Source organism: Mesorhizobium sp. WSM4806 (assembly GCF_055811635.1).
On sequence record NZ_JBVVQZ010000004.1, the window covers coordinates 137,988 to 151,860 of the forward strand.

The following is a 13,873-nucleotide window of genomic DNA, read 5'->3' on the forward strand; positions in this document are numbered from 1 at the left end:
AAAGTCCGAAAGGCCGAGGGACAGCACCCCCCTCTGTCCTGCCGGACATCTCCCCCTCAAGGGGGGAGATCGGATGTCACGATTGTTTTCGCCAATTTTCGACGTTTGTGAAAAAGGCAGGGCAATGAAGCTGCCAATCTCCCCCCTTGATGGGGAGATGTCCGGCAGGACAGAGGGGGGTGCCTCCAGACCTCCGGCGACCGATCAAGCCGCCTCCAGGGCCGCCTTCACCGCAGCGATCGCGTCTTCGGCCCTCGAGGCGTCCGGGCCGCCGGCCTGGGCCATGTCAGGCCGACCGCCGCCGCCCTGCCCGCCCAATGCCGCGGACGCCACACGCACCAGATCGACAGCGCTGAAGCGGCCGGTCAGGTCGTCGGTGACGCCGACCACGACGCTGGCCTTGTTGTCCTCGCCGGCGCCGACGAAGACGACGACGCCGGAGCCAAGCGACTTCTTGCCGGCATCGGCCAACGGCTTCAAATCCTTTGGCGAAACGCCGGAAACCGCCTTGCCGAGAAACCCAACACCGGCAATGGTCTCGTTCTCGGCAGGCACGCCGGCTGGCGAGCGGTCGCCCAGCGCCAGCTTCTTGCGTGCCTCGGTCAATTCCTTCTCGAGCTTCTTGCGCTCGTCGAGCAGCGCCTCGACGCGCGCCGGCACGTCGGCCGGCGAAATCTTCAGCGCCGCCGCTGCCGCCTTCAGCCGCTTGTCCTGCTCGTCGAGATACTTTCTGGCCGCCTCGCCGGTCAGCGCCTCGATGCGGCGCATGCCGGCGGCGACGGCGCTGTCCGACACGATGCGCACCAGACCGATATCGCCGGTCGCCCTGACATGCGTGCCGCCGCATAGCTCGACCGAATAGGGCCGGTTGGCCCTGGCGCCATGCAAGCCCGTGCCCATCGAAACGACGCGCACTTCATCGCCATACTTTTCGCCGAACAGCGCCATGGCGCCTTCGGCAATGGCATCGTCAACCGACATCAGCCGCGTGGTGACCGGGCTGTTCTGGACGACGATCTCGTTCGCCATCCGCTCGACCTCTTCGAGTTCGTCAGGCGAGATCGGCTTGTTGTGCGAGATGTCGAAGCGCAGACGCTCGGGCGCGACCAGTGAGCCCTTCTGCGCGACATGGGTACCGAGCACCTCGCGCAGCGCTTCGTGGATCAGATGCGTCGCGGAATGGTTCGCGCGCAGCCTGGAGCGGCGCGCATGGTCGACCTGCAGCTCTACGGTCGCGCCCGTGTCGACGGTGCCGTCGGCCACCTTGCCGAGATGCACGAAAAGCCCGTCGGCCTTCTTCTGCGTATCGGAGATCTCGATTGAGAACCCTTCGCCTGAAATGACGCCGGTATCGCCCACCTGGCCGCCGGATTCGCCATAGAACGGCGTCTGGTTGACGACCACGGCAACCGCCTCGCCGTTGGCGGCGCTGTCGACGATCTTGCCGTCCCTGACCAGCGCCTGGATAAGGCCTTCCGCCTGCTCGGTCTCGTAGCCGAGGAACTCGGTGGCGCCATGCATCTCGCGCACCGGGAACCACACTGTTTCGGTCGCGGCCTCGCCGGAACCAGCCCAGCTCTTGCGCGCCTCCGCCTTCTGCTGCTCCATCGCATTGGTGAAGCCGGCAAGATCGACCGAGATGTTGCGCTGACGCAGCGCGTCCTGCGTCAGATCGAGCGGAAAGCCATAGGTGTCGTAGAGCTTGAAGGCGGTCTCGCCATCCAGCATGTCGCCGGCACCCAGCTTTTCCGTCGCTTCCGAAAGCAGGCCCAAGCCGCGCACAAGCGTCTTGCGGAAACGGGTTTCTTCAAGCTTCAGCGTCTCGGTGATCATCTGTTCGCCACGCACCAGTTCCGGATAGGCCTGGCCCATCTCGCGCACCAGCGCCGGTACCAGCCGCCACATCAGCGGATCATGGGCGCCCAGAAGCTGCGCATGGCGCATGGCGCGGCGCATGATGCGACGCAGCACGTAGCCGCGGCCCTCATTGGACGGCAGCACCCCGTCGGCCACCAAAAAGCAGGACGAACGCAAATGGTCGGCGATGACGCGGAACGATCCGACGGTGTCGGCATCCGGACCGCGGCCGAGCGCGGATGACGCAGCCTCGATCAGGTGACGGAACAGGTCGGTCTCGAAGACGCTCTCGACCCCTTGCAGAATGGAGGCCATGCGCTCCAGGCCCATGCCAGTGTCGATCGACGGGCGCGGCAGGTCGATGCGCTCGTCCTTCGTCACCTGTTCGTACTGCATGAACACCAGGTTCCAAAATTCGAGGAAACGGTCGCCATCCTCCTCGGGGCTGCCGGGAGGGCCGCCCCAGATGTGCTCGCCACGGTCGATGAAGATCTCCGAGCACGGACCGCAAGGTCCGGTGTCGCCCATCGCCCAGAAATTGTCCGAGGTCGGAATGCGGATGATGCGATCGTCGGAAAAGCCGGCGATCTTCTTCCAGTAGCCGGCAGCCTCGTCGTCGGTGTGATAAACCGTGACCAGCAGCTTGTCCTTCTTCAGCCCGAACTCCCTGGTGATCAGGTTCCAGGCAAGCTCGATGGCGCGCTCCTTGAAATAGTCGCCGAACGAGAAATTGCCGAGCATCTCGAAGAAGGTCAGGTGGCGCGCGGTGTAGCCGACATTGTCGAGGTCGTTGTGCTTGCCGCCGGCGCGAACACTCTTCTGAGCTGTCGTGGCACGCGAATAGGGTCGCTTTTCCAGGCCGGTGAAAACGTTCTTGAACTGCACCATGCCGGCATTGGTGAACATCAGTGTCGGGTCGTTGCGCGGCACCAGCGGGCTCGACGCGACGACCTCGTGACCCTCCTTGCGGAAATAGTCGAGGAATGTCGACCGGATCTCATTCACGCCACTCATGAATAACACTGCCTTTTAGCTTTAGAGAGAGCCGTCGGCCCGGCCGACGGCAAATGGACATGGCCTTTTAGCCGCCGCGTTGCACCCTGTCCAGAAACACGGTATTGGGCCAATTTGCGGGGCTTGCCGGTCATCTCGTTGCCGGCTTGCCGGTCATCTCGGCGCCACCGCTGAAACGCAAACCGCCGGCGCTAGGCCGGCGGTTCGAACGCAACAATACAGAACTCGATTACACAGGCTGGAGGTGATGTGCGGGAATCATGGCCAAACTCCGGCCATTGCCGAAGCCTACATGGCGCCAGCTTCGTCCTCGAAACCGTCGTCTCCGCCTTCGGAACCACCATTCTCGAGGAACTTCTCCGCAATCAGCCCGGCATTCTGCCGTAGTGCCAATTCGATCTCGCGCGCCGTGTCGGGATTGTCGCGCAGGAACAGTTTTGCATTCTCGCGGCCCTGGCCGAGACGCTGCGAATTGTAGGAGAACCAGGCGCCCGACTTTTCGACCACGCCGGCCTTGACGCCGAGGTCGACCAGCTCGCCGGTCTTGGACACGCCCTCGCCATACATGATATCGAACTCGACCACCTTGAAGGGCGGCGCCAGCTTGTTCTTGACCACCTTGACGCGGGTCTGGTTGCCGACGACCTCGTCGCGGTCCTTGACCGAGCCGATGCGGCGAATGTCGAGGCGTACCGAAGCATAGAATTTCAGCGCGTTGCCGCCGGTCGTGGTCTCGGGCGAACCGAACATGACGCCGATCTTCATGCGGATCTGGTTGATGAAGATGACCATGGTGTTGGAGCGCGAGATCGAGGCGGTCAGCTTGCGCAGCGCCTGGCTCATCAGGCGGGCCTGCAGGCCGGGCAGCGAATCGCCCATCTCGCCTTCGATTTCGGCGCGCGGCGTCAGCGCCGCGACCGAATCGACCACCAGAACGTCGATGGCGCCGGAACGCACCAGCGTGTCGCAGATCTCCAGCGCCTGCTCGCCGGTATCGGGCTGCGAGATTAAGAGGTTTTCGAGATCGACGCCGAGCTTGCGGGCATAGACCGGGTCGAGCGCGTGCTCGGCATCGACGAAGGCGCAGATGCCGCCCTTCTTCTGGGCCTCCGCCACAGTGTGCAGCGCCAGCGTCGTCTTGCCCGAGCTTTCCGGCCCGTAGATCTCGATGATACGGCCGCGCGGCAGGCCGCCGACGCCGAGCGCGATGTCGAGGCCAAGCGAACCGGTCGGCACCGTTTCGATCTCGACGACCTGCTCGTTTGCGCCGAGCCGCATGATCGAGCCCTTGCCGAAGGCACGCTCGATTTGCGACAGCGCCGCATCCAGAGCCTTTGATTTGTCCACCGTTTTGTCCTCTACAAGCCGCAAAGAATTCTGAGCCATGATACATCACCCCTTGGTCGTCAATGAAGGCCGGACAATCCGTAATCCTTACTAATTTGTACCTTTTTTGTTCTCGTCTGGCAAGGGGAGACAAACGATTGAAAAACCAACAGTATCCGGATTTGTTCTTTTTTTGTTTCGCGTTTTCACCCCAGGATGTATCCCGCTTCACCCGCAGGATTCTGCTGGGCATCTTCCGAATCGCGCTTCGGGTTGCCGGGTTCCGCCGGACAACCTAGTCTCCATCCGGGCAACAAGGTCATCTCACTGGGCATGATGAAGTCGCCGACGATCCTGGCAGTGGGCGGCGTCTATATCGAGCGGCGCGGCCGGCTTGCCGGCGCCTTTGTGCCGGCGGCGTCAAATCCCGGCATGATGCGCGAGGAGGTTGGCGGCGCCGTCTTCAATGCGCTGCGCTGCGCCGTGCGCCGCGGCGTCTCCGGCTCGCTGCTTTCGGTTCGCGGCGGCGATGTTCTGGCCGATACGGTCGCGCGCGCCGTCGCTGCGGCCGGCATTGCCGATCTGTCCGTGGTGTTCCTCGATCGCACGACGCCGAGCAACACGACGATATTCGACGGCGACGGCGCGCTGATCGTCGGTCTTGCCGACATAGCGCTCTACGACCTGGCGCTTGCCAAGCAGATCCGCCGTGCCAAGGTGCGCGAGGCAATCAGCACCGCCGATGCGGTTCTGTGCGACGCCAACCTGCCGTCGACGGCGCTCGAGCGGCTGGTGACGCTTGCAGCCGGCAAGCCGGTGTTTGCACTTGCCGTTTCGCCCAGCAAGGCGGCGCGGCTGACGCTGGTGCTGGAGTTTCTGGCGATGACCTTCATGACCCGGCACGAGGCCGGCGCGCTTACCGGCGCCGACGTCGATGCTGACGAGCGTGGCATTGTCGACGGCTTAAGACGCGCCGGCCTGAAAAGCGGCGTGGTCACCGCTGGCGACGGTCCAGTGCTCGGTTTCGACGAAACCGACGCCTTCTCGATCCTGCCGCCGAAAAAAGTCACGGACGGCGCCGCCGATGCGCTGGCGGGCGCAACGGTCGCCGCCCTGCTGCGCGGCCTGACGCTGCGCGCAGCGCTGCGCGACGGCGTTGCCGCGGCAATGCTCGCGATCGAAAGTGCCGGGCTTGTGCCGGGCTTAACGGCGGCAGACTTTGCCGACGCGCTGGCCCTTGTGCCCGAGCCGCAGGAATTGGCATGAGGTGACGACCAGCAGCTACTTGCCGGCCCGCAGCCCCGCCTCATAGGCCCGCCGCGCCCAGACCGCCATCTCATCCGGATCGTCGAAGGCGCTGTCGGGAACGCTCCAATACGGCATCGACACCAGCTTGCCGTGCCGCGACCCGGTATAGGTCCATTGCCGGCAGCCGGCCGCCTCGAATTCGGGCGCGCTTTCCGCGTCGGCCTTCAGCATCAATTCGCCACGCACCACGATGGCGACGATAACGCCATCAAAATAGATGCCCTTGCCACCGAACATCTTGCGAATGCTGACCGGGCCGAGGGCTTCGAAAAGTTCGGCAATGCGTTCATTGTCCATGCCGCAATCATGTCATCCGGATTTCCCCTTGTCATCGCCGCAACCGGCACCATCCTGACAAGTTGAAAACCAATTTCGTCCGAGTTTTTCATGCCGCTTCTGCTCAAAGGGTCCTGCCGGTGCAATGCTGTCCGCTTCGAGGTGGAAAGCCACACGCCGGTGCCTTTCATGCTGTGCTACTGCTCGATCTGCCGCAAGCAGCAGGGCGGTGGTGGCTTTGCCATCAATCTCGGCGCCGATTACGAGACGCTGAAAATCAAGGGCAAGCGCAATCTTGGCGCCTACCAGGCCGAGATCGAGGATGATGAGCATCCGCAGTGCGAGATCTCGTCAGGCGAGCGGAACTTCTGCAGGAAATGCGGATCGGCACTGTGGCTCTACGACCGGACCTGGCCGGAACTGGTCCACCCCTTCGCCTCGGCGATCGACACCGACCTGCCGAAACCGCCTGAAAAGGTGCACCTCATGCTGAATACAGGGCGAACTGGGTCGAGCCCGAAATCGGCAAGGACGACAAGGTCTTCGACGTCTATCCCGAGGAATCGATCGCAGACTGGCACAAACGAACGGGAATGTGGGTGGATTAGGTCCCTTCTCCCCGTTCGCATAGGCTAAGCCCCCTCACCCGGATTGCCAACCGAATTGCGAAGGGCAATTCGGGGCAATCCGACCTCTCCCCGAGGGGAGAGGAGGTGGCCAGCGTTGATGCAAGCCTCTTCTCCCCAGCGGGGAGAAGGTGGCCCGAAGGGCCGGATGAGGGGGACACGGGGGCGAAGGAAGATCAGGCCGATGCGCGCGCCTCGGCCAGGGCCTTCAGATCGGCCGGCTTGAGCTCCACCGATTCGCCGCAGCCGCAGGCCGAGCTCTGGTTCGGGTTGCGGAAGGTGAAGCCGGTGCGCAGCGTCGTCTGCTCGAAATCCATCTCGGTGCCGAACAGGAAAAGCGCTGCCTCAGGCGCGACATAGACATGGGCGCCGTCGCGCTCGATATGATCGTCCCTGGTGTTGGGCTCGGTCACCAGGTCGACCGTATATTCCATGCCGGCGCAGCCGCCCTTCTTGATGCCAAGGCGAATGCCATGCGCATTCTCACGGGTCGCGACGATCTCGCGAACCCGATCGGCAGCCTTTTCGGTCATCGTGATGACGGCGAAGCGTCCCATTCTTTTTCTCCGCGTTCGCGCAGGTTCAAGGCCTGCGGAATGAGTCTTCACCTAAAATGGTGAAGTTTTCTGCCTGGCGCAAGTGCGCCTCAATACCAGCCCACCGCGACCTGCGCCTCTTCCGACATGCGGTCGGGCGACCAGGGCGGATCGAAGGTCATGTTGACCTCGACGCCGGAAACGCCTTCGACGGCGCCGACGGCATTTTCCACCCAGCCCGGCATTTCGCCGGCCACCGGGCAGCCCGGCGCGGTCAGCGTCATGTCGATCTTGACCGAGCGGTCGTCCTCGATGTCGATCTTGTAGATCAGGCCGAGCTCATAGATGTCGGCCGGGATTTCCGGGTCGTAGACCGTCTTCAGCGCCGAAACGATGTCGTCGGTCAGCCGTGCCAGTTCGTCGGCGGGAATGGCCGAGGCGGAAACCACCTCATTGGTTACCGTTTCCGACGTGGTCTCAGCGGTGTGGCCTACATCATCCATGATCGTCATCCGAAGAACTTTCGCGCTTTTTCGAGCGCATCGGCCAAAGCGTCGACTTCGGCTCTGGTGTTATACATGCCGAACGATGCCCTGCATGTGGAGGTTACGCCAAAACGTTTCAACAGCGGCTGGGCGCAATGGGTGCCGGCACGGACGGCGACGCCTTGCCTGTCGATCACCATCGACACGTCGTGGGCATGAATGCCTTGCAGTTCGAAGGAGATGATGGCGCCCTTGTCAGGCGCTTCGCCGAAGATGCGCAGCGAATTGATGGCGCGCAGCCGCTGATGGGCATAATCCCTAAGATCGGCCTCGTGGGCGGCGATGCGCTCGCGGCCGATCTTTTCCATATATTCGAGCGCCGCACCCAGCCCGATCGCCTGGACGATCGGCGGCGTGCCTGCCTCGAAACGGTGCGGCGGATCGTTGTAGGTGACGATGTCTTGCGTCACCTCCTCAATCATCTCGCCGCCGCCCATGAACGGGCGCATGCGCTCCAGCATGTCCTTCTTGCCATAGAGCACGCCGATGCCCGAGGGCCCATAAACCTTGTGGCCGGTGAAGACGAAGAAATCGCAGTCGAGGTCCTGCACGTCGATCGGCATGTGCACGGCGCTCTGGCTGCCGTCGACCAGCACCGGAATGCCGCGCGCATGCGCGATGCGGACGATCTCCTTGATCGGCGTCACCGTGCCCAGCGCATTCGACATGTGCGTGATGGCGACCAGTTTTGTGCGGTCGGTCAGCCGTTTCTCGAACTCCTCGATGTGGAAGATGCCGAGATCGTCGACCGGCACCCAGACCAGCTTCGCGCCCTGCCGCTCGCGGATGAAATGCCACGGCACGATGTTGGAATGGTGTTCCATGATCGACAGGACTATTTCATCGCCCTCGCCGATATTGGGCATGCCATAACCATAAGCAACGGTGTTGATCGCCGCGGTCGTGTTCGAGGTGAAGACGATGTTGTCGGTATCAGGCGCGTTCAGAAATCTTTGCACAATCTTGCGCGCGTTCTCAAAGGCGTCGGTCGCGGCATTCGACAGGAAATGCAAGCCACGATGGACGTTGGCATATTCCTGGGAATAAGCGTGCTGGATGGCGTCGAGCACGGCCTGCGGCTTCTGCGCCGAGGCGCCGTTGTCGAGATAGACCAGCGGTTTGCCGTAGACTTCCCGCGACAGGATCGGAAAGTCGCGGCGGATCGCCTCGACGTCGTAGGGGATGTTTTCGACTTTCTGGTCCATCTCGAAGTCCTTGCTACGCCGCGTTCCTTCCAGCACCCCTCATCCGTCTTGGCGCTACGCGCCAATCCACCTTCTTCCACAAGGGGAGAAGGAGAGGCGCTCTTCCTTCTCCCCTTGTGGGAGAAGGTGTCGCCGAAGGCGACGGATGAGGGGTGTTGGCCGAAGCGCCAAACCCTCACCCACTGTCACCCGTGCGCCGCGAACCAGCCGTCGAGCCTCGTTTCCAGCGCCTCGACGATCGCTTCGTCGTCGAGTTCCTCGATCACCTCGGCGACGAACGCCTTGACCAGCAGGCCACGAGCGGCCTTCTCGTCGATGCCGCGCGCCATCAGGTAGAACAAGTGGCTATGATCGATCTCGGTGACGGTGGCGCCGTGGCCGCAAACGACATCGTCGGCGAAGATTTCGAGCTCAGGCTTGGTCGAGAACTCGCCGTCATCCGACAGAAGCAGCGTGTTGCAGGCCATCTTGGCGTTGGTCTTCTGCGCGTATTGGTGGACGTTGATGCGCCCCTGGAAGACGCCGCGCGCTCTTCCCGTCACCACGTTGCGGATCACTTCCGTCGAAGCCGTGTGCGGCACCGCATGGTCGAGCACCATGGTCACGTCGGTATGGGTATCACCAGCAAGCAGGTTGATGCCGCGCAGCGTGAAATCGGCGCCTTCGCCTGTCGTTCTGACCACGATCTCCTGGCGCACCAGCTTGCCGCCGGCATTCATCACGAACAGCGTCAGCTTCGCATTTTTGCCAAGATGCGCCTTGAACTGGGCAAGATGCGTCGCCGTATCCGGCTGCTCCTGCACGATCAGCCAGGTCACCTCGGCGCCCTCGTCAAGCAGAAGCTGGCTGACCGAACTGACGAGTGCGGCGCCCTCGCCCGCCTGGCGCTCGACGATCACGGCCTTGGCGCTGGCGCCGACGCGGACGCTGAGGCGGACATGCGTCTGGCCGCCGGCCTGCAGGTTCTGCAGTTCGATCGGCTTGTCCAACTCGGTGCCGTCGGCAATGTCGACAAAATAGCCGTCGGCAACGAAAGCGGTGTTCAGCGCGCCGATGGCATCGTCGGCGCCATAGAGGTCGAGGCCCGGTGCGATGCTGCCGTCGGTCAGCTTCTCCGACAGGCGCTGCACGGCGATGCCCTCGATTTCAGGCATTTTCGCACTGGACACGCCGTTGAGCACCGGCAGGACAGCGGATCCTTCGACGACAGGCGCAATGGCTTTTGGGGCGGCTGCGGGATCGAAATCCGGAACCGAAGTCAATAGGCGTCGCAGGTCGGTGTAGTGCCAGGATTCGACGCGCCGCGTCGGCAGGCCGCTCTTAATCGCCTCGATGGCGTCGTCGCGCTTCAGCATCACCGTGCCGTCGCCGGGCAGCAACGACAGCCGGTCGCTGAAGGCGTCGATCAGCGCCGTCTCAGTCGGCGTTCGCTGGGGTGTCGTATGTATATTCATCGGTCTCGCCTTGTTTGGCTTGCCTTCTTGGCCTTCTGGCATCTCACGCAGCTTGGCCGATCACGCCGGCATAGCCATTGGCCTCGAGGTCGAGCGCCAGCGACTTGTCGCCCGACTTGACCACCTGGCCTCTGTACAGCACGTGCACGCTATCCGGCACGATGTACTGAAGCAGGCGCTGGTAGTGGGTGATGATGACGATGGCGCGGTCCGGCGCGCGCAACGCGTTGACGCCTTCCGAAACGATCTTCAGCGCATCGATGTCGAGACCTGAGTCTGTCTCGTCGAGCACGCACAGCTTTGGCTCCAGAAGCTTCATCTGCAGGATCTCGGCGCGCTTCTTCTCGCCGCCGGAAAAGCCGACATTGAGCGGCCGCTTCAGCATCGCCATGTCCATGTCGAGCAAGGCGGCGGCATCCTTCACGCGCTTCAGGAATTCCGGGATCTTCAGCGGCTCCTCGCCGCGCGCCTTGCGCTGCTCGTTCATCGCCACTTTCAGGAATTCCATCGTCGCCACACCGGGTATCTCCATCGGATACTGGAAGGCGAGAAAAATGCCTGATGTGGCGCGCTCGGCAGGATCCATTTCGAGGATCGACCGGCCGTTGTAGAGGATGTCGCCTTCGGTCACCTCATAATCCTCGCGCCCGGCGAGGATGTAGGACAGCGTCGATTTTCCCGAGCCGTTCGGCCCCATGATGGCGGCGACCTCGCCGGCTTTCACCGTCAGGTTCAGGCCGCGGATGATCTCGGTGCCGTCATCGACGATGCGAGCATGCAAATTTCTGATTTCAAGCATTTTTTCTTTTCCTGAAAATTTTCGGTCCGGTCAGCCGACCGAGCCCTCGAGGCTGATCCCAATCAGCTTCTGCGCCTCGACCGCGAATTCCATCGGCAGTTGCTGGATGACGTCCTTGACGAAGCCGTTGACGATCAGCGCGATCGCCTCTTCTTCGGGAATGCCGCGCTGCATGACGTAGAACTTCTGGTCCTCGGAAATCTTCGACGTCGTCGCCTCATGCTCGAACTGCGCCGTTGCGTTCTTGGCTTCCATGTAGGGCACGGTGTGGGCGCCGCACTGGTCGCCGATCAGCAGCGAGTCGCAGTTGGTGAAGTTGCGGGCGTTGGTCGCCTTGCGGTGCGCCGAGACCTGGCCGCGATAGGTGTTCTGCGAGAAGCCGGCGGCGATGCCCTTGGAGATGATGCGGCTCGACGTGTTCTTGCCGAGATGGATCATCTTGGTGCCGCTGTCGACCTGCTGGTAGCCGTTCGACACGGCGATCGAATAGAACTCGCCGCTGGAATCGTCACCGCGCAGGATGCAGCTCGGATATTTCCAGGTGATCGCCGAGCCGGTCTCGACCTGCGTCCATGAAATCTTCGAACGGTGGCCGCGGCAGTCGCCGCGCTTGGTGACGAAATTGTAGATGCCGCCCTTGCCTTCGGCGTCGCCGGGGTACCAGTTCTGCACCGTCGAGTATTTGATCTCGGCATCGTCGAGCGCGATCAGTTCGACAACCGCAGCGTGAAGCTGGTTCTCGTCGCGCTGCGGCGCCGTGCAGCCTTCGAGATAGGAGACGTAGGCCCCTTCCTCTGCGATGATCAGCGTGCGCTCGAACTGGCCGGTGTTCTTCTCGTTCATGCGGAAATAGGTCGACAGTTCCATCGGGCAGCGCACGCCCTTGGGCACGAAGACGAAAGAACCGTCGGTGAACACCGCCGAATTCAGCGTGGCGTAGAAATTGTCCGAAGTCGGCACGACCGAGCCGAGATACTTCTTCACCAGATCCGGGTGCTCGCGGATGGCTTCCGAGATCGAGCAGAAGATGACGCCGGCCTGCGCCAGCTCCTTCTTGAAGGTGGTGACGACGGACACGGAATCGAACACGGCGTCGACGGCGACGCGGCCCGACTTGTAGACATTGTCGCTGGCTTCCTCGAGTTCCGACGCGTCGGTCTTCTGCACACCGGCGAGGATCTCCTGCTCCCTCAGCGGGATGCCGAGCTTTTCATAGACCCTCAACAGTTCGGGGTCGACGTCGCTCAGCGATGTCGGTCCTGGCGTGCTCTTGGGCGCCGCATAATAGTAGAGGTCCTGGAAATCGATCTTTGGATAGTGGACGCGCGCCCATTTCGGCTCGTCCAGCGTCACCCAGCGCCGATACGCTTCCAGACGCCATTCCAGCATCCAGGACGGCTCGTCCTTCTTCGCCGAAATGAAGCGGATAATGTCTTCACTCAGGCCCTTTGGGGCCTTGTCCATCGCGATTTCGGTCTGGAATCCGTATTTGTATTGGTCGACGTCGATCTTTCGGACCCGATCGATCGTGTCCTGCACAGCAGGCATCAGCGTTCTCCATCCACGCCGGGGTCAAGGCCCGGCAGTTTTCAAACTATGGCACCGCGAAACCAGTACCCGCGAGGCACCCGAGGCGGCGTAAGTTCCATATAGTGCGTCACTGCCGGGAATTCACCCGGCCACCATGAAACGCACGGCTCTACCAGGCCAAAAAGCCTGCGTTTGTTTGCCGCGCTCAGGCGGCTTCTTCCCTGCCTGCGCGGCGTGAGGCAATGCCGGCCAGCGCAGTGCGGAACAGTTCGATGTCCTGCGCGCTCGTTGCGTGGCCGATGGACACGCGCAAAGCGCCAAGGCTGTCATTGTATCCCATGGCTTTCAGCACATGGCTCGGGCCGATCTTGCCCGACGAACAGGCGGAACCGGCCGACAGCGCCACGCCGGCGAGGTCGAAGGCGATCTGCGCCGTCTCGGCCTTCATGCCCGCAATAGCGAAGAATGTCGTGTTGGCAAGCCTCGGCGCGCCGGTTCCGAAGATCTCCGCATCCGGCACCAGCGTTTTCACGATCGCCTCGATCTCATCGCGGCGGCTGCCGACGGCGTCGATGCGCTTCAATCCGATCAGGGCCTCGCGCGCCGCTGCGCCAAAGCCGACAATCGCGGCCAGGTTTTCGGTGCCGCCGCGATGACCCTTTTCCTGGCCGCCGCCGGCGATCAACGGCCTTGGCATCATCAGATCCGCGGCGGCGACGATGGCGCCAACGCCCATGGGGCCGCCGATCTTGTGCGAAGACAGAATCAAGTAATCGGCATAACCCGCTGACATATCGAGCGGAATGCGACCGGCTGCCTGCACGGCGTCGACGACCAGGATGCCGCCTGCCGCCTTGACGATTTCGGCGATGCGCCCGACCGGCTGGATGACGCCGGTCTCGTTGTTGGCGGCATGGATCGCCACCAGCGGCAGGCCGTCCGCCTTGTCATGACGGCCAAGTGCCGCCGCCAGCGCGTCCAGCCTGACAATGCCGTCGGCGTCGACGCCGACGCGTGTTACCCGGGCTGCCGGAAAGCGCCCGCCGTTCAGCACACAAGGATGATCGGCTTCGCAGACATAGAGCCGGCTCATGCGGACAGTGCCGCGCCCCATCTGCCAATCCGGCGTCAGCAGCGTCGAGGCGGCTTCCGTCGCACCGGAGGTGAACACGACATGCTCGGCGCCGGCGTTGACCAGCAGCGCCACATCGCGCCTTGCATTCTCGATCAGCCGCCGTGCGGCACGACCTTCGGCATGGACCGACGACGGGTTGGCGGCAGTATCGAGCGCGGCAATCATTGCCGCGGGGGGGGGGGCCCCCCCCCCCGCCGCGCCCCAAAGTTTTGATATATAAGGGGGGGTGGGGGCGTATTGTTTTTATGGTTGACACAAAAAA

The 13,873-nt window shown here is 62.8% G+C and carries 11 protein-coding genes and 1 pseudogene; 2 read left to right on the forward strand and 10 right to left on the reverse strand.

Features of this window, described 5'->3' with window-relative positions; translation table 11 throughout:
* Positions 1-204 precede the first annotated feature (204 nt).
* Together alaS and recA are read right to left on the reverse strand one after the other, a co-directional pair.
* On the reverse strand, positions 205-2,871 hold the full coding sequence (gene alaS, locus AC0L2M_RS08310) for an alanine--tRNA ligase (RefSeq protein ID WP_473534552.1): 2,667 nt from the start codon (positions 2,869-2,871) through the stop codon (positions 205-207).
* A 288-nt stretch (positions 2,872-3,159) separates the two neighbouring features.
* Positions 3,160-4,257, reverse strand: a complete 1,098-nt coding sequence (gene recA / locus AC0L2M_RS08315; RefSeq protein WP_023798282.1) for a recombinase RecA — start codon at positions 4,255-4,257, stop codon at positions 3,160-3,162.
* Between the two features lie 273 nt (positions 4,258-4,530).
* Here recA and AC0L2M_RS08320 point away from each other — a divergent pair, with 273 nt between their 5' ends.
* On the forward strand, positions 4,531-5,463 hold the full coding sequence (locus tag AC0L2M_RS08320; RefSeq protein WP_473534553.1) for a PfkB family carbohydrate kinase: 933 nt from the start codon (positions 4,531-4,533) through the stop codon (positions 5,461-5,463).
* 15 nt (positions 5,464-5,478) lie between these two features.
* On the opposite strand, the gene AC0L2M_RS08325 is transcribed toward AC0L2M_RS08320, so the two are convergent.
* Entirely contained in the window at positions 5,479-5,802 is a 324-nt protein-coding gene (locus tag AC0L2M_RS08325) for a TfoX/Sxy family protein (RefSeq protein WP_473534554.1), read from the reverse strand.
* A 90-nt stretch (positions 5,803-5,892) separates the two neighbouring features.
* On the opposite strand from AC0L2M_RS08325, the pseudogene AC0L2M_RS08330 reads away from it, so the two are divergent.
* A pseudogene (locus tag AC0L2M_RS08330) lies at positions 5,893-6,389 on the forward strand (GFA family protein).
* Between the two features lie 194 nt (positions 6,390-6,583).
* On the opposite strand, the gene sufA reads toward AC0L2M_RS08330, so the two are convergent.
* From sufA to AC0L2M_RS08365, 7 genes are all read right to left on the reverse strand, one after another.
* Positions 6,584-6,964: a Fe-S cluster assembly scaffold SufA gene (gene sufA, locus AC0L2M_RS08335; protein WP_473534555.1), complete on the reverse strand. Its 381-nt coding sequence runs from the start codon at positions 6,962-6,964 to the stop codon at positions 6,584-6,586.
* An 89-nt stretch (positions 6,965-7,053) separates the two neighbouring features.
* Complete coding sequence (locus AC0L2M_RS08340; RefSeq protein ID WP_473534556.1) at positions 7,054-7,446, reverse strand: SUF system Fe-S cluster assembly protein; 393 nt, start codon at positions 7,444-7,446, stop codon at positions 7,054-7,056.
* A gap of 5 nt (positions 7,447-7,451) precedes the next feature.
* Complete coding sequence (locus tag AC0L2M_RS08345; RefSeq protein ID WP_473534557.1) at positions 7,452-8,693, reverse strand: cysteine desulfurase; 1,242 nt, start codon at positions 8,691-8,693, stop codon at positions 7,452-7,454.
* 185 nt (positions 8,694-8,878) lie between these two features.
* Positions 8,879-10,147 (reverse strand): Fe-S cluster assembly protein SufD, encoded by a 1,269-nt coding sequence (sufD, locus tag AC0L2M_RS08350; protein WP_473534558.1) that lies wholly within the window; start codon positions 10,145-10,147, stop codon positions 8,879-8,881.
* A 43-nt stretch (positions 10,148-10,190) separates the two neighbouring features.
* On the reverse strand, positions 10,191-10,946 hold the full coding sequence (gene sufC, locus AC0L2M_RS08355; RefSeq protein ID WP_091591425.1) for a Fe-S cluster assembly ATPase SufC: 756 nt from the start codon (positions 10,944-10,946) through the stop codon (positions 10,191-10,193).
* 30 nt (positions 10,947-10,976) lie between these two features.
* Positions 10,977-12,494 (reverse strand): Fe-S cluster assembly protein SufB, encoded by a 1,518-nt coding sequence (gene sufB / locus AC0L2M_RS08360; protein WP_023798290.1) that lies wholly within the window; start codon positions 12,492-12,494, stop codon positions 10,977-10,979.
* Positions 12,495-12,681: 187 nt separating this feature from the next.
* The gene (locus tag AC0L2M_RS08365; protein WP_473534658.1) at positions 12,682-13,827 is read right to left on the reverse strand and encodes a cysteine desulfurase family protein; all 1,146 of its coding nucleotides are present in this window, start codon (positions 13,825-13,827) and stop codon (positions 12,682-12,684) included.
* Between the last annotated feature and the right edge of the window lie 46 nt (positions 13,828-13,873).